Genomic DNA, 22,356 nt, shown 5'->3' on the forward strand with positions numbered 1-22,356 from the left:
GTGAGTCTATGGCTACAATTCCTGATATGAATGCAGATTCCACGTACGCTCCGCTTCCTCCGATTTTCGCACAGCTTGGCCTCGCATATGACGATGTGCTGCTGCTGCCGAACGAGACGGATGTCATTCCGTCCGAAGTGGACACGACCACCCATCTGACTCGCAACATCACGATGAAGGTCCCGGCGATTTCCGCCGCAATGGACACCGTCACCGAGTCCGATATGGCCATCGCCATGGCTCGTAATGGCGGCATTGGCGTGCTGCACCGCAATCTTTCCATCGACGACCAGGCCGCTCAGGTCGACATCGTCAAGCGTTCCGAATCCGGTATGATCAACGATCCGTTGACCGTCAGCCCGGATGTGACGCTGGCTGATCTCGACAAGCTGTGCGGTCGTTTCCATATCTCCGGCCTGCCGGTCGTTGACAACGACAACAAGCTCGTCGGCATCATCACCAACCGTGACATGCGTTTCATCGCATCCGAGGATTACGACCGCCTCAAGGTTTCCGAGGTCATGACCCGCGAAAACCTCATCACCGGTCCGTCCAACATCTCCAAGGAAGACGCCCACGACCTGCTGGCCAAGTACAAGGTCGAGAAGCTGCCGCTAGTTGACGATGAAGGCCACCTCACCGGCTTGATCACCGTGAAGGACTTCGTGAAGACCGAGCAGTATCCGGACGCCACCAAGGACGAACAGGGTCGTCTGCGCGTTGCCGCCGGCATCGGCTTCCTGGGTGACGCCTACAACCGTGCTTCCGCTCTGATGGAAGCCGGCGTGGACGTGCTCGTGGTCGACACCGCCAACGGTGAGGCCAAGCTGGCTCTCGACATGATTCGCCGCCTGAAGTCCGATTCCGCGTTCAAGGGTGTTGACATCATCGGCGGTAACGTGGCCACCCGTCAGGGCGCTCAGGCCATGATCGACGCCGGTGTTGACGCAGTCAAGGTCGGCGTTGGCCCAGGCTCCATCTGCACCACCCGCGTGGTGGCCGGTGTCGGTGTGCCGCAGCTCACCGCAGTGTACGAGGCCGCTCAGGCCTGCCGTGCCGCTGGCGTGCCGTGCATCGCCGACGGTGGCATTCACTACTCCGGCGACATCGCCAAGGCTCTGGTTGCCGGTGCCTCCACCGTCATGCTCGGCGGCACCCTCGCAGGCTGCGAGGAAGCTCCGGGCGAGAAGGTGCTGCTGCACGGCAAGCAGTACAAGCTGTACCGTGGCATGGGCTCCCTCGGCGCCATGGCTCCGCGTGGCAAGAAGTCCTACTCCAAGGATCGTTACTTCCAAGCCGACGTCACCTCCAATGACAAGGTCGTTCCGGAAGGCGTTGAAGGCGAAGTGCCGTACCGCGGACCGCTGAACGCAGTGCTGTACCAGATGATCGGCGGCCTGCACCAGTCCATGTTCTACATCGGTGCTCACAACATCGCCGAAATGCCGGAACGTGGCCGTTTCATCCGTATCACCGACGCTGGCTTGCGTGAATCCCATCCGCACGACATCGTCATGACCGCCGAAGCTCCGAACTACTCCGGCCGCCAGTGATTGCTGAATCCCAGTAATCAATAATCGGTAAAAGCCTCTTACTTCTCGGAAAAGACCGAAAGTAAGAGGCTTTACTCATATCTGCAACGTGAATATTTATAACCGAACGTCGTCCTATCGCCAAGTAGCGGCATTGATTACGAAGCAAATCGCGAAAAACAAACGTGACTTCCCAGTGCGTGGGCCTTCCAATCTCCCTACCTCGCGGTATCTTCGAATGTTCAGCTGAAGCGTACCAAGCGGTACGCGCACACGCAAAGGAAACGAGGCAAGATGGTTGACGCACATGACGGTGAAACATACACGGCGAAGGATTCACGCCTGATCTGGATCGACTGCGAAATGACTGGTCTTGACATCTTCCATGACGAACTGTGCGAGATTTCCGTAGTGCCGACGGACTTCGACCTCAACGTGCTTGACGAAGGCATCGATTTCGTGATCAAGCCTTCCGATGCGGCCGTGGCTAATATGAACGATTTCGTGCGCGCCATGCACACCCGTTCCGGACTCATCAACGAATGGGAGAACGGCCTGAGCGTCGAAGAGGCCGAGCGGAAAGTCACCGAATACGTGGCCCGCTTCACCCCGGACGGCGTCAAGCCGCTGCTCGCAGGCAACTCCATCGGATCAGACAAAAAATTCCTCGACCGTTACATGCCGAACCTCATGGAACACCTGCACTACCGTGTAATCGACGTGAGCACGTTCAAAGAGCTTGCCCGCCGCTGGTATCCGGCCGTATACAACAACCGTCCGCCGAAGAACGGCGGACATCGCGCGCTCGCCGACATCATCGAATCCCTGGACGAACTGCGTTACTACCGTAAGGCGTTCATGGCAGCGGCGCCCGGTCCTGACGCAGCCGAAGCCAAGGCGATCGCCGATCAGATCGTGGCAACCAGCATTTTAAACAACAACTGATTCCGCATATCGCACAATCGTTGGAAAATCTGATATTCCAACGAAAACATGGAAAGGACTCCAGTGAGCGCAGCCGATTGGATCAGCATCGAAATCCCGCAAGATATTCGCTTGGTAGTTGCCGATATGGACGGCACCCTGCTTGATGAGCATAGCGAGATTCCGCAAGGTTTCTGGCCGATGCTTGCCCGGCTGCGCTCGCGAGGCGTTGAATTCGTGCCGGCGTCCGGACGCCAGTACGCTACCTTGCGTGCCATGTTCGCCGATAAGGCGGCGCAGGTGCTTGACGGCGGCGAACTTTCGTATATCGCGGAAAACGGCAATGTCGTGGCCATTGACGGTAATATCGTTGAAGTGCACGGCGTCGATACCGATGTGACCCGCTGGACCATCGACACGGTGAACGCTTCTGCCGCAGCTGGCGAATACGATATGGGATTGGTGCTTTGTGGTCTGCGCACGGCATACGTGCAGCGCACGGACAAGCCGTTCCTTGACGAAGTCGGCAAATATTATGCGGCACTGGAGATTGTGGACGATCTGCATAGCGTGCTTGAAGATGTAATCGCATCAAACGGCGAAAGCGACACCATACTCAAACTGGCGATTCTCGATTTCGACGATGCCGAAACAATGGCCGCGGAAAAGTTGACGCCACTGAAAAACGATTATCAGGTGGTGGTTTCCGGCAAACTGTGGGTCGACATCATGAATGCTACAACCAATAAGAAACAGGGCGTCGAAGCGTTGCAGCGCGTGCTTGGCGTCACTGTGGCCCAAACGGCGGTATTTGGCGATTATCTTAACGATTTGCAGATGCTCTCGGCAGGGCAGTGGTCGTTCGCCATGGGCAATGCGCACCCCGCGTTGAAGCAAGCCGCGCATTTCGTGGCTCCCAGCAATGCCGATCACGGGGTGCTTCAGGTTGTCGACAAGCTGATTGCGTAAGGAAGCCGTTTTTTCGAAATTGATGGTCGATTGAACAGGAAAGGCGGTGCGGCATGCGGCAGGCTGAGGCATTGGCGATTCTGCAAAGTGGCGCGAGCGTCTTTCTGACGGGTGCGCCGGGTGCTGGCAAGACTTACGTGCTTAACGAGTTCGTGCGTCAGGCCCGTGCCGAAGGTGCGGCGGTGTCGGTGACGGCGTCCACCGGTATCGCGGCCACGCATATCAACGGGCAGACCATTCATTCATGGAGCGGTGTCGGACTTGCCAACGCGCTCACCGACAATCTGATCAAAACCATACGTACCCGACGCAAACGTAAGCTGCAGGGCGCTGACATTCTCATCATCGACGAGGTTTCCATGCTGCATGCGTGGCTGTTCGACATGGTCGATCAGGTGTGCCGCATCATTCGACGTGACCAACGCCCGTTCGGCGGGCTTCAAGTGGTTCTGTCCGGCGATTTCTTCCAGCTTCCGCCAGTGAGTGTGGGTGGGCGCAACCACGATCTGGTCACACCAAGCCCGGAATTCGTGGCTTCCCGCGAACGATATGCGAAAGCGGGCCTCAATCCAGATGGTTTCGTCACCGAATCATTGGTATGGCGGGAATTGAATCCCGCAATCTGTTACCTGACCGAACAGCATCGTCAGGATGACGGCAGTCTGCTCACCGTTTTGACCGATATTCGCAACGGTTGTGTGAACGACGACGACCGCAATGTGCTACTCACCAGACTGGGCGCAATCCCCGAACCTGGTCAGCAGGCCGTCAATCTGTTTCCCGTCAACAAGCAGGCGGACACGCTCAACGACATGCGCCTGTTCGAAATCAACGAGGAACCGCACGAATATTTCGCCGAGGCCGCAGGACCAGTCAATCTGGTGGAACGTTTGAAGAAGAACATGCTTGCCCCCGAACGCTTGCAGCTCAAAACCGGGGCTGCGGTGATGGCCGTACGCAACGACACTGACCACCAATTCGTGAACGGATCATTGGGTACCGTGCGCGGATTTGCCGCCGAAAACAAGGGCGGATGGCCGATCGTTGAATTTGAAAACGGCAATATCGTTACCATGAAGCCGAATTGCTGGGAAATGATGGACGGTGACACAGTGCTCGCCAGTGTCAACCAAGTGCCGTTGCGCTGCGCGTGGGCGATCACCATCCATAAATCGCAAGGTATGACGCTCGACCGTGCGGTGATGGATTTGCGGCGTACCTTCGCACCCGGCATGGGGTATGTGGCGCTGTCTCGTGTGGAAGGTCTGCAAGGCCTGTATTTGAACGGTGTGAACGAACGCATGTTTTTGGTTTCGCCCGATGCGGTGCGATTGGATGGTGAGTTGCGTCTCGCCTCGGCACAGGCATCCGATATGTTGGCTCATGATGGCATCGCCGCGTTCCAGCAGAACATCGCTGTTCCCGACGGTGACGAGTTCGCTCAGGACGCGCTGTTCTAGTATGGCGATTGCCTTGTTCGACATTTACGATGATTTTCGGGATTCGACGGATATGACTGTTGTGTTCCGTCCGTGCGTTGCCATACGTCGGTGAACGGGTGGTTGAATTAGGCTTACGTCCCCTTGCCTGAGTAGTTTTGGGCGTATGACTAAAGCACTTCGTATGTCCACCATGTTCCTGCGCACTCTGCGTGAGGATCCCGCCGATGCAGATGTCGTATCGGATAAGCTTCTGCAGCGCGCCTGCTACCTGCGCAAGGCCGCTCCGGGTATTTGGACCTGGCTGCCGCTGGGCCTGAATGTTCTGAACAAGATCGAAAACATCATTCGTGAGGAAATGGCTTCGATCGACGCCCAGGAAGTTCACTTCTCCGGTCTGCTGCCGCGTGAACCGTATGAGGCCACCCACCGTTGGGAAGAGTATGGCGATAACATCTTCCGTTTGAAGGATCGCCATGAGGCCGACTACCTGCTGGCGCCGACCCATGAGGAAATGTTCACCCTGCTGGTCAAGGACCTGTACTCCTCCTACAAGGATCTGCCGGTTACCCTCTACCAGATTCAGACCAAGTATCGTGACGAATTCCGTCCGCGTGCAGGCCTGATTCGTGGCCGTGAATTCATCATGAAGGACGCCTACTCCTTCACGCTTGACAAGGAAGGCCTCGTCAAGGCGTATATGGACGAGCGTGGCGCCTACGAGCGTATTTTCAACCGTCTAGATTTGAAGTATGTGCCGGTGCATGCCATGGCCGGCCCGATGGGCGGCTTCGAATCCGAAGAGTTCCTTGCCCCGATGGAAATCGGCGAAGACACCTTCGCACAGTCGCCGAGCGGCAAGGCTTGGAATGTTGAGGCTCTGACCACTCCGGAACCGGAAGCCATCGACTTCAGCAACACTCCGGCCGCTGAAAAGCGTCCGACGCCGAATGCTGAAACCATCGATCAGATGGTTGAATTCGCCAATGCCAACCATCCGCGTTCCGACGGCCGCGCGTGGGAGGCTTCCGACATTCTGAAGAACGTGGTGATCGCCGTGATGCATCCGCAGGATGACGATCATGACGAGCCGTGGCGCGAACTGGTGGTTGTCGGCGTGCCTGGCGATCGTACCGTTGACATGAAGCGTCTTGAAGCGCAGTTCACTCCGGCTGAAATCGAAGAGGCCACCGACGATGATCTGAAGAAGCATCCGGAACTCGTCAAGGGCTATATTGGCCCGATGGCGTTTGGCCCGCAGGCTCGCGGCGGTGAAAAGGCTGAAAACGCCAACGAAACCGGCGAAGCGTTGCGTTACCTCATCGATGCGCATATCGCCCGCGGTTCCGCATGGTTCACCGGTGCCGATGAAGCCGGCGTCGACTACTACGATCTCGTGTACGGCCGCGACTTCGAGGCCGACGGCGTGGTGGAGGCCGTGCAGGTTCGCCACGGAGACATGAGCCCGGACGGTTCCGGCCCGCTGAGCTTCGAACGCGGTGTGGAAATCGGTCAGGTGTTCCAGCTCGGTTTGAAGTATTCCAACGCGCTCGGCCTGAAGGTGCTCGACCAGAATGGCAAGACCGTGCCGGTGTGGATGGGTTCCTACGGCATTGGCGTGTCTCGTGTGATGGCTTGCATCGCCGAAACCCACCATGACGAGAAGGGCTTGGCATGGCCGGCCATCATCGCTCCTGCCCAGGTGCATGTGGTGGCCACCGGCAAGGATGCGGCCGCATTCGAAGCCGCCGAGCAACTGATCGCCGATCTGGAAGCCAAGGGTATCGAAGTGATCTTCGATGACCGTAAGAAGGTTTCCCCGGGCGTCAAGTTCAAGGATGCCGAGCTTATCGGTGTGCCGCTGATCGCCGTCGCAGGCCGCGACACTGTCAACAATGGCACCATTGAAGTGCGTGACCGCAATGGTGAGAACGCCGAAGCCGTGCCTGTTGCCGACGCCGCCCAGATGATCGCCGATCGTGTCGCCGCGCTGCTGAAGTAATAATCGTATTTTTTCTGATTATTTCATCATATAAACGGAAGATTATGGATATTCCATAGTCTTCCGTTTTCTATCTGGAAACAGATAGAAGGAAGCATGATTTTGCGGAAAACATTTATGAGGCAAACAAACTAAAAACCATGCATATATTGACAGTGCATTGCTGTGGATAAGTGAGATTTATCCACCGACTATCCACGACTCGCCCGAAATGGCGTCCTCTATCCACATTTGCAGGTTGCGCTTGTGCCAGTATGGTCGAATCGGGGATAGTGGTTCTACCGCGGAAACGCAAGGAAGCGGAAAGGCGTGCAGAACCCCTCTCTCGCAACCCATTTCTCCGACTGCGCGTTGCTTTCGCACCTTCATCGGTGCTTTCCGCGGCCCCTTTATTACCAAAGCGATAGAAAGGGCCGATCATGGCACAACAGCAAGCTCTCATCACCATCACCGGATATGTGGGCGCCAATCCCACGCAATTCAACAAGGATGGCATGCCTCATGCCAGTTCGTTCAGAATGGCGAGCACCAGACGGTATTTCGACAATCGCACACAGCAATGGAAAGATCTTCCCACCACATGGATCACGGTGAAAGCGTACCGGAATCTATCCGAAAACATCTGCCAATCGTTGAAGAAAGGCGAACCGGTTATTGTAGTAGGTTCGCTTGCCACGGAAACATGGACTGATATGAATGGTAAACCGCAGTCGCGCATTGTGCTGGAAGCCAGCGCCGCAGGGCATGACCTCAACCGTGGCGTCACTGCGTTGCGCAAGTTCGTCAAGCCAAACGACCAAAGCCAACCGGAAACGAAGAGCACGGAACCTCAAGTGGGAGTCGACCCGTTCGCAAGACACGGCGGTGTGGCTCCGGTTGAGATAGTGGTTCCCGAAGATGACGAAGCCGCCGAATTCTCGGGAAACCCCGAAGAATTCGACGGCGACATATATTAGGAGGCACCGATGCCTCGCACGATGGGCGACGATTGCCTATTGATGATGCGGCTCGCTACCAGATGCGCACGCGCTGATCGGGATCAAGCCACATGCCGTCCTCAGGCTTCACATCGAACGCCTTGTAGAACAGGTCAACGTTGCGTGCGATGCCGTTCGTGCGGCATTCAGCGGGGGAATGCGGGTCGATCTGCAGATACTGCTCCGCCAGCTCGTCACGATTCTTGGTGCGCCAGATGGATGCATAGCTGAGGAAGAAACGTTGCAATCCGGTGAAACCGTCGATTTGCGGCGCTTCAGCTAACGAAGCCTCAATTGCGTCCATGGATCCGTTCTTCTCACGGCCGGCTGCCTCGTCAAGGGCGAACGCGTACGCCTTGAGTGCGATGTTCACGCCACTTAAGTCGCCGATGTTCTCGCCAATGGTCAGCGCGCCATTCACATGCGGAGCTTGGGTGGGATCATCGGCGTACTTTTCGGCGAGCTGGGTCGGCACGAATGCGTTGTACTGGTCGATGAGCTTCTGCGTGAGCTGTTCGAAATTGGCTTTGTCTTCTTCGGTCCACCAATCGTTGAGCTTGCCGTCGCCGTCATACTGGGCGCCCTGATCGTCGAAACCGTGGCCGATCTCATGACCGATCACCGCGCCGATACCACCGTAATTCGCGGCGTCTTCGGCATTCGGATCGAAGAATGGCGGCTGCAGAATGGCGGCCGGGAACACGATTACGTTCATGGTCGGCTCATAGTAGGCGTTTACCGTTTGCGGGTTCATCAGCCATTCGTCCTTGTCGACGCTCTTGCCGACCTTGGCCAACTGGTAGCCGGTCTCATACAGGTTGGCGGCACGCATGTTCTCGGCGAAACCGGCATCCTCATGTACGTCAAGCGCGGAATAGTCACGCCAATGGTTCGTGTAACCGATCTTCGGCACGAACTTGGAAAGCTTCTCCAACGCCTTCTGCTTGGTTTCCTCGCCAAGCCAGGCGGAACTGGAAATGGACACGCGGTAGGCGTCGATCAGATTGCCGACCAGCTGTTCCATGCGCTGCTTCGACGACTCGGGGAAATGCCTCTTCACATATTCGCGGCCCACATCCTCGCCGCAAATGCCGTTGACCAGCGAAACGCCGCGCTTCCAGCGCACACGCTGTTGCTTCTGACCAGACAACGTCTTGCCATAGAACTCGAAATTCGTCTCATCGAATTCGTGCGGCAGCTCCAATGTGGATCCGATGATCACATGCACGCGAGCCCACAGCTTGAGATCATCAAGATCCGCGGTCTTCCAGAACGCGTTAAGACCGGTGAGAAAGTTCGGCTCATGCACCACCACACGGTCGAAAACACCGCGGAAATCAAGCGGTTGTACCTGTGCTGCGGAAGTCTGATCATATGCGGACTGCCAGGATTCAATCCATGTGTCGAGATCATAATCGGCGAGCATTCCGCTCAATTCCGCATAATCAGTGGGATTATAGGTCTTCACCGAATCACGAGTGGCTACATTGTCCCAATGGTTCGCGGCGATACGCGTCTCAACATCGAGGAAACGCTTGGCGTCGGCTTCGGCCTGCTCGCTATCGGCGGCAAGCTTCGCGTTCTTGAGCTGCTTGGCCACCATATCGACGTACGCTTCGCGAATCGGCGCATAATGGTCTTCACGGTAATACGCCTCATCGGGCAGACCCAAACCGGCCTGCTCAACATGGATGATGTTGGTTTCGGGAGCACCGGGATCGCCATATACGGCAATGCCAATCAAGTCAGGGCCGCCCGCCGGATTCATCGCGCCCAAAGCGCGGGTGAGCTCGGTTTTGCTGGCAGCGGCATCAATGGCCTCAAGCTGGCGTTCAATGGCGGCGAGCCCGGAAGCGTTGATGGCATCAACGTCCAGGAAGCTTGCATACAGGGCGTGGGACTTCTCGGCAGGGCAGTCGTCGTCTTCAAGAATCTCACGAATCTGGTTTTCGGCGTCTTCGGCGAGCTTGTCGAACGAACCATAGCGGGAACGGTCGTCAGGAAGGCGATACATGTCGATCCACGGGCCATTGACATAGCGGAACAGGTCTTGCGCAGGGCCGGTCACGGCGGAGAACGATGCCGGATCGATGCCCGAATTCAAAGTGGTACTCATGACTTCACACTATCCATCTTTGGTGACAAAACAGTGTATCTGAAACGAATAATCGTCATTATGCAATTTCATATGTAAGACGCGATTGCCTGATCGTAAGAAACGTATGCACTGTAGGGCGTACGAAGTAGGGTTATAAGCATGATTGAACTGAAAACACCGAAAGAGATCGAAGAGATGAAGCCGGCCGGCCGTTTCGTCGGCGGTATTCTGCGTGATCTCAAGGAATTCACCAAAGTTGGTACCAATCTGCTGGAAATCGACGAATTCGTGCACAAGCGCATCGTCGATCGCAAGGGAGCCGAATCCTGCTACGTCGACTACGCTCCGGATTTTGGCACCGGCCCGTTCGCACACTACATTTGCGTTTCCGTGAACGATGCGGTGCTGCATGGCGTTCCGTTTGACTACAACCTGAAAGACGGCGATCTGGTCAGCCTCGATCTGGCGATCAACGTCGACGGTTGGGTTGCTGATTCCGCCATCAGCTTTGTGGTCGGCGAACATAAGGATCCTGAGGATCTGCGCCTGATCAAGTGCACCGAAGAGGCTTTGGAAGCTGGTATCGCCGCTGCACAGCCGGGCAACCGTTTGGGCGATGTTTCCGCAGCCATCGGCGATGTGGCTCGCGAATACGGTTATCCGATCAACCTGGAATTCGGCGGCCACGGCGTCGGCCGTATCATGCACGGCGATCCGCATGTGCCGAACGACGGCCGCGCCCACCACGGCTACAAGCTGCGTCCGGGCTTGGTCATCGCCATCGAACCGTGGTTCCTCAAGACCACCGACGAGATCTACCAGGATCCGAAGGACGGTTGGACACTGAAGAGCTCCGATGGTTCCCGTGGCGCGCACAGCGAGCACACCATCGCCATCACCGATAATGGCCCGGTGATCCTCACCGTTCGCGACAAGTGATCAATGGTTGGCGAAAACGTTGTGATTTCGTAGGTGGACTAACAAAATTCATCAGACGAAGCCGATGTCTGGAATTCTTTTGCAATTCTAGACATCGGCTTTTTATGTGCGTATTTGTACGGGAAAAACTGAATATTCGTTATATGGGAATGAAGAATCGAATGTCAATCGATTGATTTTGAGACGAAACCATGCTTGGAAACGCGGATGCCATATAGTGTTCGATACTTCCGAACGGTTATGGACGGTTAAGGAGCGTGCAAGCATGGCCACAGCCAATCTGAGTGTGGAATCCAAAGACTTCACCCTGCCGGTGGTCGAAGCCACGGCAGGCGCGGACGGCATCGTGGTATCCACGCTGCGTAATGATGGCTGGGTCACGCTTGACCCCGGATTTTTGACGACCGCGCAGTGCGAATCGAAAATCACCTACATCGACGGCAAGAACTCGATTCTGCGCTACCGCGGATACCCGATCGAGCAACTGTGCGAGCAATCTGATTTTCTTGAGGTCGCATGGCTGTTGCGCCACGGCGAACTGCCGAATCAGGAGCAGTACGACCGTTTCATCTCCGACATCAACCATCGCACGATGGTGGGGGAGGATTTCCGCACTTTCATGGGCTCCTTCCCGCGTACCGCGCATCCGATGAGCGTGATGGCGTCCGCGGTCAACGCGCTCGCCACCTTCTACCCGGATACCACGGATATCAACGATTCCGACCAGCTTGACGAAGCCGCGACCATTATCATGGCGAAGGCGCGAACCATCGTCAGCTACATTTTCCGCCGTCGCCGCGATGAGCCGATGCTGTACCCGGATTATTCGCGCGGTTACGTGGACGATTTTCTGCGCATGTGCTTCGCGGTGCCGTACGAGCCGTTCGACTCCGATCCGCTGTACGTGCACGCGCTCGGCCGACTGCTGATCATCCATGCCGATCATGAGCAGAACTGCTCCACGTCCGTGGTGCGTATCGCCGGTTCCGCCCACGCCAACCTGTATTCCGCGGTCGCCGCAGGCATCAACGCGCTTTCGGGCCCATTGCATGGCGGCGCGAATGAGGCGGTGTTGCGCCAGCTCAAAGCCATTCGCGATTCGGGTAAAACCGTCAAGAAATTCGTGGAAGATGCCAAAACCAGAGGTCAGCGCATTTCCGGCCTTGGCCACCGCGTGTACAAATCGTATGATCCTCGTGCGGCGATCGCCAAGACGTATCTGCAGAAGATCATGGAACGCGCGGATACGTTGAAATTGCCTGCCGATGAGCGTGCATTGTTCGACGTCGCCACGGAATTGGAGAAGATCGCGCTGAATGACGAGTATTTCGTGTCTCGTCACCTGTATCCGAATGTCGACTTCTACACGGGATTGATCTACCGTGCGATCGGTTTCGATCCGTCGATGTTCACCACATTGTTCGCATTGGGGCGCATTCCCGGTTGGATTGCGCAATATCGTGAGATGCTTGCCGATCCGAACACCAAGATTGGTCGCCCACGTCAGGTGTACACCGGTTACACCGAACGCGATTACGTTCCAATCGACCGTCGATAGTTGTTTTTTCGCTGTTTCATGGAATCGTGATGTCTTTCGCCAAGCCCTGCGGCTAAAGTATTGCACGGAAACGTGCAAGTAATGCAATCACTATTGTGAAGGAGCAAAGAATGACCGATCAGCGCACTGCGTGGGGTTGGGGTCTGGCCAGCGTGGACGCGGCCGGCAATACTCTGGATGTTTGGTATCCGGAATTGAAGCTTGGCGAGGAGCCGGAGGAAGTGGCTCGCCCGAACCATGATTTCGGCAACCTCGCCCATGAGGGAGCGGACGTGCGTGGCGTACGCCGTATTCCGGTGTTCACCGTATCGAAGCTTGACGAGCCGATCGAAGACGCAGCCGACGCCTACCTGCGTCTGCACTTGCTGAGCATGCGTCTGGCCAAGCCGAACACACTGAACCTGGACGGCATTTTCGCGGCCCTTAACAATGTGGTGTGGACCAACTATGGCCCGTTCGCGGTCGAGGATTTCGCGCTACGCAAGCTCGATGTGATGGCCGCCGCCAACCAGAGCGCTCCGGGCCTGCCGAAGGTCGACGTGAACGTGCTGTCGATCGACAAGTTCCCGCGCATGGTCGACTATGTGGTGCCGACCGGTGTGCGTATCGGCGACGCCGACCGCGTGCGTTTGGGCGCCCACCTTTCCGAAGGCACCACCGTCATGCATGCCGGCTTCGTGAACTTCAACGCCGGCACGCTCGGCGTTTCCATGGTGGAAGGCCGAGTCTCCCAAGGTGTTGTGGTCGGCAACGGTTCCGACATCGGCGGCGGCGCATCCATCATGGGTACCCTGTCCGGCGGCGGCAAGCTCAAGAACTCCATTGGCGAGCATTCTCTGCTCGGCGCGAACGCGGGCATCGGCATCTCCCTCGGCGACAATTGCGTGGTTGAAGCCGGTCTGTATGTGACAGCCGGCACCAAGGTGACCATCTACGACAAGGCCAAGGTCGCAGCGGGAGAACCGCTCGAAACCGTCAAGGGCGCCGACCTTTCCGGCAAAGACAACATTCTGTTCATCCGTAACTCGGTGTCCGGACGTATCGAAGCGCGCTATCGCAAGACCGGTATCGAACTGAACGAAAAACTGCACAAGAACTAAAAAACAAGCCATGAAAATCTCCCTTATCACCGTCGGCAAAGTCAAGGAAAAATATCTGCGCGACGCCATCGCCGAATATTCGAAACGCCTCAGCCGATACTGCAAGCTTGACATCGTCGAAGTGGCCGACGAGAAAACACCCGAGCATGCCAGTGAGGGAGTTGAACGGCAAATCAAAGCCAAGGAAGGCGAACGCATCGCCAAGCATATACGTGACGATGCGTTCGTCATCGCGCTCGCCATCGAAGGCCAGCAGCTGACCAGCGAGGAACTTGCGCGGAAAATCGACGGTCTCGGGCTGCATGGCACAAGCCATATCCAACTCATCATCGGCGGCTCGCTCGGACTCGATCCAACGATTTTAAAACGGGCAGACTACCTGCTGAGCTTCTCCAAAATGACGTTCCCGCATCAGTTAATGCGCGTTATTTTGTTGGAACAGATCTATCGTGCGTACAAAATCAATGCCGGAGAGCCCTACCATAAATGATTCGTTCACGTTTTCGAATGATTCGCGCATGATTTCCGCGCATGAAATACGAGACTGCGTCAAAAATGCCGGAAGTCGATAAGTAGAAGGTGTTGCCTATACTGGTGCCCCATGAGTGACTACAGAAGCGAACGCGAGCAGCGAGAGCGCCGTCGTCGCACTTTGGTGCGAGCGGTGTGCATCGTCATTGCTGCGGCGATGCTGCTGAGTCTGGTGATTCCTGCTATCTACGCAGGTCTTTGACGCCCTTGGCCTGGTATGATCCTCCCCGGGTCTGCATTCCCATACGTAACGAGACTGGTTCGCGGCTCGGCAAGATGGGAGCGAGCATGCGGGCATGTGGAAAAGTTGAGGATTGTGTGAAAGCCGTATGAGGCTCCATGACAGAATATAAAGAACGCATAAAGAAATGTATGGTGTAAACGATGGCAGAATTTGATTTTTCCCAAGCGATCGGCGAAGCGCGCGCCAAATACGAATCGATTTCCAAGGCGCTTGACGTCGACCGACTGACCGCACAGGCCAAGGATCTTGAAGTGCAGGCGGCCGAACCGGGACTGTGGGATGACCCTGAAAACGCGCAGAAGGTGACCAGCAAGCTTTCTGCGGTACAGTCCCAGTTGAAGCGTCTCGCCTCCGCAAGCCAGCGTATCGACGACGTCGAAACGCTCGTGGAATTGGGGCAGGAAGAAGACGACGCCGACACGTTGGCGGAAGCGCAGTCCGAAGTCGAAAGCATTCAGAACGATCTGGCAGACATGGAAATCCAAACCCTGCTTGACGGCGAATACGACGAACGTTCCGCTGTGGTGACCATTCGTTCCGGTGCCGGCGGCGTGGATGCGGCCGACTTCGCGCAGATGCTGTTGCGCATGTACCTGCGTTGGGCGGAACGCAACGGCTACAAGGCCAAGGTCATGGACACTTCCTATGCGGAAGAGGCAGGCATCAAGTCCGCCACCTTCCAGGTGGATGCCCCTTATGCGTATGGTCGCATGAGTGTGGAAGGCGGTACTCACCGTCTGGTGCGCATCTCCCCATTCGACAACCAGGGCCGCCGTCAGACCAGCTTCGCGGCTGTGGAAGTGGTGCCACTTGTCGAAGCGACCGATCATATCGACGTGCCTGATTCCGAAATCCGTATTGATACCTACTGCTCTTCCGGTCCTGGCGGTCAGGGTGTGAACACCACGTATTCCGCGGTGCGCATCACCCACATTCCGACCGGCATTGTGGTGACCATGCAGGATGAGCGCTCGCAGATTCAGAATCGTGCCGCGGCCATGGCCGTGCTGCAGTCCCGACTGCTGGTGCTGCGCCACGAAGAGGAAGCCAAGAAAAAGAAGGAACTCGCCGGCGATATCAAGGCCAGCTGGGGTGATCAGATGCGCTCCTACGTACTGCATCCGTACCAGATGGTCAAGGATCTGCGCACTGGCTATGAGACCTCGCAGACCCAAGCCGTGTTCGACGGTGATATCGACGCGTTCATCGAGGCTGGTATCCGCTGGCGTCATGAACAGCGTCGTGAGGCGGCGGAAGAAGCGGAAGACTAAAGGCCGCGATTACCGTAATCAGAACAGCACATAGTGGAGGGGTACGACGATGGCGCTGATTTCGCTTGAACATGTGAGCAAGGTGTATCCGAAAGGCACCAGGCCTGCGTTGGATGACATCAACCTCGACATCAATCGAGGGGATTTCGTGTTCCTCGTGGGCGCATCGGGTTCCGGCAAAACCACATTGCTGAGCCTGTTGCTGCGTGAAGAGGAGGCCACGGACGGCGAGATCCGCGTCGCAGGCAACGATTTGCGACGCCTGTCCGCACGGCAGGTACCGCATTATCGTCGTTCCATCGGCTTCGTCTTCCAGGATTACAAGCTGTTGAACAACAAAACGGTGTGGGAGAATGTGGCGTTTGCACTTGAAGTGATCGGCACAAGCCGTTCCACCATCAAATCGTTGGTGCCGAAAGTACTGCAGACGGTTGGGCTTACCGGCAAGGAGGACAGCTATCCGCATGAGCTTTCCGGCGGTGAGGCGCAGCGCGTGGCCATCGCGCGAGCGTATGTGAACCATCCGCAGATCCTGTTGGCCGACGAGCCTACCGGAAACCTTGATCCGACCACATCGTTGGGCATTATGGAAGTGCTGGATGCCATCAACCGCACCGGCACCACCGTCGTCATGGCCACGCATAATGAGGAAATCGTCAACTCCATGCGCAAGCGCGTGGTCGAATTGCATACCGGCAAAATCGTGCGTGACGAGCAGCAGGGATCCTACGATTCCGCACTGTACTTCCCGGATGCCGAAGTGGAATCCAAATCGCATCAGGCGCTGAATGGTGGCGATGCTGACGCGAAATACCGTGCGCCAAGCGGTTTGGTCGTGCCTGATGCTTCCGAGGGGACGGTGGATGTGGAAGGTTCGACGCGAGCCGAAACCGCGGCGAATGCGGTTGATGCCGTGGCTGCGGCCATCCACGGCGACAATGAAGATGCGGGCATTGCACGACTTGCCAATTCCGTGCATTCCGGTCGCACAGGCCGTTATGGAGAGGCGTTCGCTTCGGTGGAAACCACGTTGACCTGGGGCAAGGGGCTGAAGCTCGAGGAGCTTGCAGAACAGGAACAAGCTGATTCGTCTGCACGTTCCCAGAGCGAATCCAATGCCGATGCCACTATCGTTTCGCCTGAAACAAGCGCCGAATCAGGCAACGCGGATGAAAACGAACAGCGGGCAGAGCCAACGGTTCCTGCGCCTCCGGCACCGCCGATGCCTCCCGCGCCGCCGGTGCCGCCGACCCCTCCTGCTGTTCCTGCGGCGACCGACGATGACGCGGCGAACTGCGCAGAACAATCCGTCGAGCAATCCTCCGAACAGCATGAAACGTCCGAAAACAAGGAGAACGACTGATGCGTTTGCGTTTCATTCTTTCCGAAACCTGGAGCAGCCTCAAGCGCAACGTACCCATGCTGCTTTCGGTGATGCTCGTTACCTTCATCTCATTCCTGTTCATCGGAGCGTCGGTGCTTACCCAGGCACAGATCACCAAAGCCAAAGGCGATTGGTATTCCAAGGTCGAAGTGGTGGTGTGGATGTGCCCCGACGGCACCAGCCAATCCGTGAACTGCACCGCGGGAACCTCCGCGACGCAGGCACAGATTAACGACTTGCAGCAAACCATCCGCAACGAGCTTGCCGATGATGTTTCGCAGATCACCTTCGTCAGCAAGGAAGATTTCTATAACGACACCTTCCTCAAGCAATATCCGAACGGCGAATATCAGGGGCGTACGCTCACTGCCGATGACATGCAGGATTCATTGTGGCTCAAACTCAAGAATCCTGAAAAATACCAAGTGGTTTCCGAAGTGCTTTCCGGTAAGGAAGGCGTCGATACCGTCAGTGACCAACGGCAGATTTTCGAGCCGGTTTTCGCCGTACTGAACCGCGCTACCATTGCGACCGCCGCGTTGGCTGCGGTGATGGTGGTTGTTGCCATTATGCTGACCGGCACCACGATTCGCATGTCTGCGGCGTCTCGCAAAACCGAAACGGAAATCATGCGTTTGGTGGGTGCTTCGAACTGGACGATTCGATTGCCGTTCATTCTGGAAGGTGCGATCGCGTCGTTGGTGGGTTCGCTGCTGTCTTGCGCTACGCTTTCGGTATTGGTGAAGGTATTCGTCACTGATTGGCTTGCGACTTCCGTAAAATGGATTCCGTATGTGAATCAGATGACAGTGCTTTGGATTTCGCCGATTCTGGTTCTTGGAGCGGTATTGCTGTCCGTGATTGCATCCACGGTATCGCTGCATAGATATCTGAAGGCCTGATAAGTATTACTTAATGGCAAGTGGCATTACGTGTCGCGGATTTTAAGCATGAGATGCTATGGTGTGGAACAATGATGGGAGGCAAGTGACCGAATGATAAGCAAAAAAGCTCTCAAGCCGGCCGCTGCGGTGTTTGCAACGGGGGCTATGTGCGCCACGATGGCGATCGCCCCGTTCTCGCCTGCTGTTCCGCAGGCGCATGCTAATACGTATAGCAATCTGGTGAACGCGCAGAATCGGAAGTCCGACAGCGCACAGCGTGAAGTGCAGTTGCGTTCGCAGCTTTCTGGTGTGAAGTCCGATCTGGCAAACAAGATCGTCGAGCTGGACGAATTGACGAATACGAAGATTCCGGCGGCCCAGGCTCAGGTCGATGAGGCCAATGTTGCTGCTGCTTCGGCGCAAAGCGAGGCGGAGGCTGCCGCTTCCCGTTTGGAAGCGGCGAAGAAAGACAAGGAAAACCTCGAAGAGCAGATTGAGCAAACGGGCAAGGACTACGACGACGCGCATGCGGCCGTGGCACAGATGGCTCGTGAAGACCTGCATGGTTCCGATGCATCCACTGTGATGAGCGTGGTGACAGGTTCCACGAGTACGCAGGAATTTATTAATTCCATGCAGTCTCGTGATGCGTTGAGCCGTACCGAAGCCAATGCGGCCAGCGATGCGGCGAATACGTTGAACACGTCGATGAACCGCAGCGAACGTCTCGCCGCCATCGAAAAGCAGATCGCCAATCTGAAAACCGCAGCTGACGAAAAAGCCGCTTCCGCGCAGCAGGCTGCTGCTTCCGCACAGACCCAGCGCGACTCGCTTGACCAGTTGCGTGCAGAAGGCGAAACCCGCCGTGCCGAATTGGAAAGCCAACAGTCGCAGCTGAACGGCAGCGTGGCCAAACAGGCGGCGCAAACGGTTATGTTGCAGTCGCAGGTCGATTCCTTCAATCGACAGTATGCAGCCGAGCAGGCCGCAGCAGCTAATCAAAACAATGGTGGCAATCAAGGGCAGACCCAGCCAGGCAACAACAATACCAATAGTGGTGGCAACAATGTGACGCCTGCTCCCGCGCCTACTCCTACTCCTACGCCTGCTCCCGCGCCGAGTACTAATAACAATTCCGGTCAGGGAACCTCCAATGGCGATTACGGCAATGGCTACGTGGCCGGCCAGTGTACGTGGTGGGCGTACGAACGTCGTAGACAGATGGGCATCGGAACCCCCTCGTACTTGGGCAACGGTGGTCAGTGGTATCTTACCGCTTCCTCGTATGGTCTGCGAGTGGACCATAATCCGCAGGTGGGAGCGGCTCTCTCTTTCCTTCCCGGACAGGCTGGAGCAGATGGTTTCTACGGTCATGTGGCCGTTGTGGAAGCGGTGAATGGAAGCACCATCACCATTTCCGAGATGAATGCGTCCGGCGGTCCCTACAACGTGTCGTACCGCACGCTATACAACGCGTCACAGTTCTGGTATGTGCACTGATTCATCAAGGAGCGTTTGAGTTTTTCCTTGAGTGTTGTGTCACGGGAGCGCGCCGCCTGAATCGTTGGGCGGCGCGCTTTCGTGATATCGTCGATTGTTGCGTTGCAGAACACTTCTTCGAAGAACCGGAAAGGAGGTCCGACATGGCCAAGGAGCAAGGTGTGAAGCCGATTGCACAGAACAAGAAGGCACGCCATGATTACGCCATCGAAGACAAGTATGAAGCCGGTCTGGTGTTGACCGGCACTGAGGTGAAGTCGCTTCGTGAGGGACGCGCATCGCTGGCTGAATCGTTCATCACCATCGACCGTCGTGGTGAAATGTGGCTTGAGGGGGCCAACATTCCTGAATATCTCAATGGTACGTGGAACAATCATGCCCCTAAACGCAAGCGTAAGCTGCTGCTTCATGCGGCGCAGATCGACAAGCTGGCACGTCAAAGCCAAGCCAAAGGTTTCACCATCATTCCGCTGAGCCTGTATTTCAAGGATGGCCGCGTCAAGGCGGAAATTGCGTTGGCCCGAGGCAAGAAGGAATTCGACAAGCGTCAGGCATTGCGCGAGGAACAAGATAAGCGTGAGGCGTTGCGTGCCATGCGCTATGCCAACAAGCAAGTGCGATAAGTCGAAACCGGAAAATTTCCGGTTTCACATGCTGACATAAAGCGGTGGTCGTAATCTTTTTGTAGCTTGCCCTCTCTAATGTATGGTTCGGATTCGGTCGAATAGACCGAGCGAGATATAGGAGAAAAGGATATGGAAGCGAAGAAAAGTCTGAAGGCGGCTGCCGCGTGTGCGCTGAGCGTTGCGATGCTGTTCGCTGGAGCGGCATGCGGCACCAGTGATGGAAGCGACGATGCGGCTTCGTCCGATAGCGGTTCGAAATCGAGCGAACTGAAGGGTTATGACGTTTCGTCGGTGCAGAAAGACGATGACATCGCCAAACTGTTGCCTGACTATGTGACGAAGGACGGCAAGCTCACCATCGGCATGGACACGTCGTACGCTCCCGCCGAATTCCTTGCGGAGGACGGCAAGACTCCGGTCGGTTTCGATGTCGATATCGCCAAGGCTTTGGCGCAGGTGTTCGGCCTTGAAGCGGATCCGGAAACCGCGAATTTCGATTCGATCATTCCATCGGTCGGATCCAAGTACGATATCGGCATTTCGTCGTTCACCGTGACCAAGGAACGTTTGGAAGCGGTTGATTTCGTAAGCCATTTCGATGCCGGATCGGCATGGGCCGTGAAGAAAGGCAATCCGAACAAGATCGACACGTCCGATCTGTGCGGCAAGAAGGTGGCCGTGCAGACTGCAACCATGCAGGAGACCGAAGCGAACAAGATGGCCAAGCAATGCGAGGCCGACGACAAGGATAAGCTTGAAGTGATCTCCAGCAAGCTGCAGACCGATGTGACCACGAACGTTGTTACCGGCAAGGCTGACGTGTTCTATGCCGATTCGCCGGTTGCGGGCTATGCCATCGCGCAGACCGATGGACAGCTGGAAACATTGGGCAAGGTCGAAGGCGTCGCCCCGGAAGGCATCGTCATCAAAAAAGGCGACAGCCAGATGGATGAGGCCGTGCAGAAGGCCGTGCAGAAGCTCATCGACGACGGTACGTATCTGAAGATCCTCAAGTATTGGGGTGTCGAGGACGGTGCCATCAAAACGTCGGAAATCAATACGCCGGGCGCCGAATGATTCCATGATTGAACCGTCTGCGGGTCAGACGGTTTCAAATCGCCTAGCTGGCGACGTGCCGGGAACAAAGCGGGTTTTGATCATATTGTGATATGGCAAAACCCGCTTTTTCGTAAGGGAAAACGGCATATCGAATAGAGTTTGCGTGCTATTAACGTGGCCGTAGCAATCGTTTTCTATGTTGCCTGCAGAACTTCGGTTCGGCCGTATTCATACGGTTGGTGATGAAGAGAGGATTCGCGATGGCTTTCAATAATCTGAGGAAACTCGCTGTTTTTGCACTAAGCTCCGCCATGATCGTTTCGTTGGGTGCGTGCGGCACATCGGAAAAGTCCGATTCCGCGGCTTCCGGCGATTCTGAGTCGTCGTCGAACACCACCGGTTATGACGTTTCCGGCGTGACGAAGGATGACGATATAGCCGCGATGCTGCCGAAATCAGTCGCCAAGGACGGCAAGCTCACCATCGGCATGGACACGTCGTACGCTCCCGCCGAATTCCTTGCGGAGGACGGCAAGACTCCGGTCGGCTTCGATGTCGATATCGCGAAGGCGCTCGCCAATATGTTCGGTCTTGAGACTGTGCCGCAAACGTCGAATTTCGATTCGATCATTCCATCGATCGGCACCAAGTACGATATCGGCATTTCGTCGTTCACCATCACGCCTGAGCGGATGGAAGCCGTCGATTTCGTGAGCATGTTCAAGGCCGGTTCCACGTGGGTGGTGAAGAAGGGCAATCCGAACAAGGTCGATACTTCCAACCTGTGCGGCTTGAAGATTGCGGTGCAGACGGGTACCACGCAGGAAGAGGAAGTCAACGCGGCCGCCAAACAATGCAAGGCCGACGGCAAGTCCGAAGTGCAGATTCTGTCGAATAAGCTGCAGACCGATGTGACCACGAACGTGGCGACGGGCAAGGCCGACGTATTCTATGCCGATTCGCCGGTTGCCGGCTATGCCATCGCGCAAACCGAAGATACGCTAGAAGCCCTCGGCGAGGATGTCGGCGTGACCAAGGAGGCCGTGGCGATCAAGAAGGGCGATTCCGATACCGCCAAGGCGGTGCAGGCCGCACTGCAGAAGCTCATGGATGACGGCACGTATATGAAGATCCTCAAGCATTGGGGCGTGGAGAACGGAGCGATTGACAAAGCCGAAATCAATCCGACCGACCTCGGCTGAACGATCAAACGTAAGGCAGGCATCGCATACGGCGATACTGTGAAGCTGATATGACGGAAGGCATGCGGATCGAATCCGCGTGTCTTCCATTTTTCGTATATGGATTTTCCGTGATTT

The 22,356-nt window shown here is 56.3% G+C and carries 19 protein-coding genes; 18 read left to right on the forward strand and 1 reads right to left on the reverse strand.

Going from position 1 to position 22,356, the window contains the following annotated elements; all coding sequences use genetic code 11:
* Window positions 1–8: 8 nt before the first annotated feature.
* The 6 genes from guaB to AH68_RS02465 all read left to right on the forward strand — a co-directional run bounded on the left by guaB (window position 9) and on the right by AH68_RS02465 (window position 7,822).
* The gene (gene guaB / locus AH68_RS02440) at window positions 9–1,553 is read left to right on the forward strand and encodes an IMP dehydrogenase (RefSeq protein WP_003835694.1); all 1,545 of its coding nucleotides are present in this window, start codon (window positions 9–11) and stop codon (window positions 1,551–1,553) included.
* 273 nt (window positions 1,554–1,826) lie between these two features.
* Window positions 1,827–2,477 (forward strand): oligoribonuclease, encoded by a 651-nt coding sequence (gene orn / locus AH68_RS02445; protein WP_039197341.1) that lies wholly within the window; start codon window positions 1,827–1,829, stop codon window positions 2,475–2,477.
* 48 nt (window positions 2,478–2,525) lie between these two features.
* A complete protein-coding gene (locus AH68_RS02450) occupies window positions 2,526–3,425 on the forward strand; it encodes a Cof-type HAD-IIB family hydrolase (protein ID WP_052189126.1) in 900 nt (299 codons plus the stop codon).
* Window positions 3,426–3,478: 53 nt separating this feature from the next.
* Entirely contained in the window at window positions 3,479–4,885 is a 1,407-nt protein-coding gene (locus AH68_RS02455) for a PIF1 family DEAD/DEAH box helicase (protein ID WP_039197344.1), read from the forward strand.
* 145 nt (window positions 4,886–5,030) lie between these two features.
* Entirely contained in the window at window positions 5,031–6,866 is a 1,836-nt protein-coding gene (locus tag AH68_RS02460) for a proline--tRNA ligase (RefSeq protein WP_039197346.1), read from the forward strand.
* A 419-nt stretch (window positions 6,867–7,285) separates the two neighbouring features.
* Window positions 7,286–7,822 (forward strand): single-stranded DNA-binding protein, encoded by a 537-nt coding sequence (locus tag AH68_RS02465; RefSeq protein WP_039197348.1) that lies wholly within the window; start codon window positions 7,286–7,288, stop codon window positions 7,820–7,822.
* 55 nt (window positions 7,823–7,877) lie between these two features.
* On the opposite strand, the gene AH68_RS02470 is transcribed toward AH68_RS02465, so the two are convergent.
* Window positions 7,878–9,959 carry a M13 family metallopeptidase gene (locus tag AH68_RS02470; protein WP_039197352.1) on the reverse strand — a complete coding sequence of 694 codons (2,082 nt, stop codon included), beginning with the start codon at window positions 9,957–9,959 and terminating at the stop codon, window positions 7,878–7,880.
* 141 nt (window positions 9,960–10,100) lie between these two features.
* Here AH68_RS02470 and map point away from each other — a divergent pair, with 141 nt between their 5' ends.
* The 12 genes from map (at window position 10,101) to AH68_RS02525 (ending at window position 22,239) form a co-directional block, all read left to right on the forward strand.
* On the forward strand, window positions 10,101–10,880 hold the full coding sequence (gene map, locus AH68_RS02475) for a type I methionyl aminopeptidase (protein ID WP_033500930.1): 780 nt from the start codon (window positions 10,101–10,103) through the stop codon (window positions 10,878–10,880).
* Between the two features lie 265 nt (window positions 10,881–11,145).
* Window positions 11,146–12,438 carry a citrate synthase gene (locus AH68_RS02480; RefSeq protein WP_039197355.1) on the forward strand — a complete coding sequence of 431 codons (1,293 nt, stop codon included), beginning with the start codon at window positions 11,146–11,148 and terminating at the stop codon, window positions 12,436–12,438.
* Between the two features lie 110 nt (window positions 12,439–12,548).
* Complete coding sequence (dapD, locus tag AH68_RS02485) at window positions 12,549–13,538, forward strand: 2,3,4,5-tetrahydropyridine-2,6-dicarboxylate N-succinyltransferase (RefSeq protein ID WP_039197357.1); 990 nt, start codon at window positions 12,549–12,551, stop codon at window positions 13,536–13,538.
* A 10-nt stretch (window positions 13,539–13,548) separates the two neighbouring features.
* The gene (gene rlmH / locus AH68_RS02490; protein ID WP_039197359.1) at window positions 13,549–14,028 is read left to right on the forward strand and encodes a 23S rRNA (pseudouridine(1915)-N(3))-methyltransferase RlmH; all 480 of its coding nucleotides are present in this window, start codon (window positions 13,549–13,551) and stop codon (window positions 14,026–14,028) included.
* A gap of 111 nt (window positions 14,029–14,139) precedes the next feature.
* Window positions 14,140–14,271, forward strand: a complete 132-nt coding sequence (locus AH68_RS11145; protein WP_003835721.1) for a hypothetical protein — start codon at window positions 14,140–14,142, stop codon at window positions 14,269–14,271.
* Window positions 14,272–14,453: 182 nt separating this feature from the next.
* Window positions 14,454–15,584, forward strand: coding sequence for a peptide chain release factor 2 (gene prfB / locus AH68_RS02495; protein WP_039197361.1), 1,131 nt, complete (start codon window positions 14,454–14,456; stop codon window positions 15,582–15,584).
* A 49-nt stretch (window positions 15,585–15,633) separates the two neighbouring features.
* The gene (gene ftsE, locus AH68_RS02500; protein ID WP_039197363.1) at window positions 15,634–16,947 is read left to right on the forward strand and encodes a cell division ATP-binding protein FtsE; all 1,314 of its coding nucleotides are present in this window, start codon (window positions 15,634–15,636) and stop codon (window positions 16,945–16,947) included.
* Window positions 16,947–17,870 (forward strand): permease-like cell division protein FtsX, encoded by a 924-nt coding sequence (gene ftsX, locus AH68_RS02505; RefSeq protein ID WP_039197366.1) that lies wholly within the window; start codon window positions 16,947–16,949, stop codon window positions 17,868–17,870. Before ftsE ends, ftsX begins: the two co-directional genes overlap by 1 nt.
* A 93-nt stretch (window positions 17,871–17,963) precedes the next feature.
* Window positions 17,964–19,352, forward strand: coding sequence for a CHAP domain-containing protein (locus AH68_RS02510; protein WP_039197368.1), 1,389 nt, complete (start codon window positions 17,964–17,966; stop codon window positions 19,350–19,352).
* A gap of 143 nt (window positions 19,353–19,495) precedes the next feature.
* Window positions 19,496–19,975 (forward strand): SsrA-binding protein SmpB, encoded by a 480-nt coding sequence (smpB, locus tag AH68_RS02515; protein WP_004219704.1) that lies wholly within the window; start codon window positions 19,496–19,498, stop codon window positions 19,973–19,975.
* A 132-nt stretch (window positions 19,976–20,107) separates the two neighbouring features.
* Window positions 20,108–21,055, forward strand: a complete 948-nt coding sequence (locus AH68_RS02520; RefSeq protein WP_039197371.1) for an ABC transporter substrate-binding protein — start codon at window positions 20,108–20,110, stop codon at window positions 21,053–21,055.
* Between the two features lie 242 nt (window positions 21,056–21,297).
* Complete coding sequence (locus AH68_RS02525) at window positions 21,298–22,239, forward strand: ABC transporter substrate-binding protein (RefSeq protein ID WP_039197373.1); 942 nt, start codon at window positions 21,298–21,300, stop codon at window positions 22,237–22,239.
* Window positions 22,240–22,356 lie beyond the last annotated feature (117 nt).

It is taken from the genome of Bifidobacterium catenulatum PV20-2, assembly GCF_000800455.1.
Lineage (GTDB): Bacteria > Actinomycetota > Actinomycetes > Actinomycetales > Bifidobacteriaceae > Bifidobacterium > Bifidobacterium kashiwanohense_A.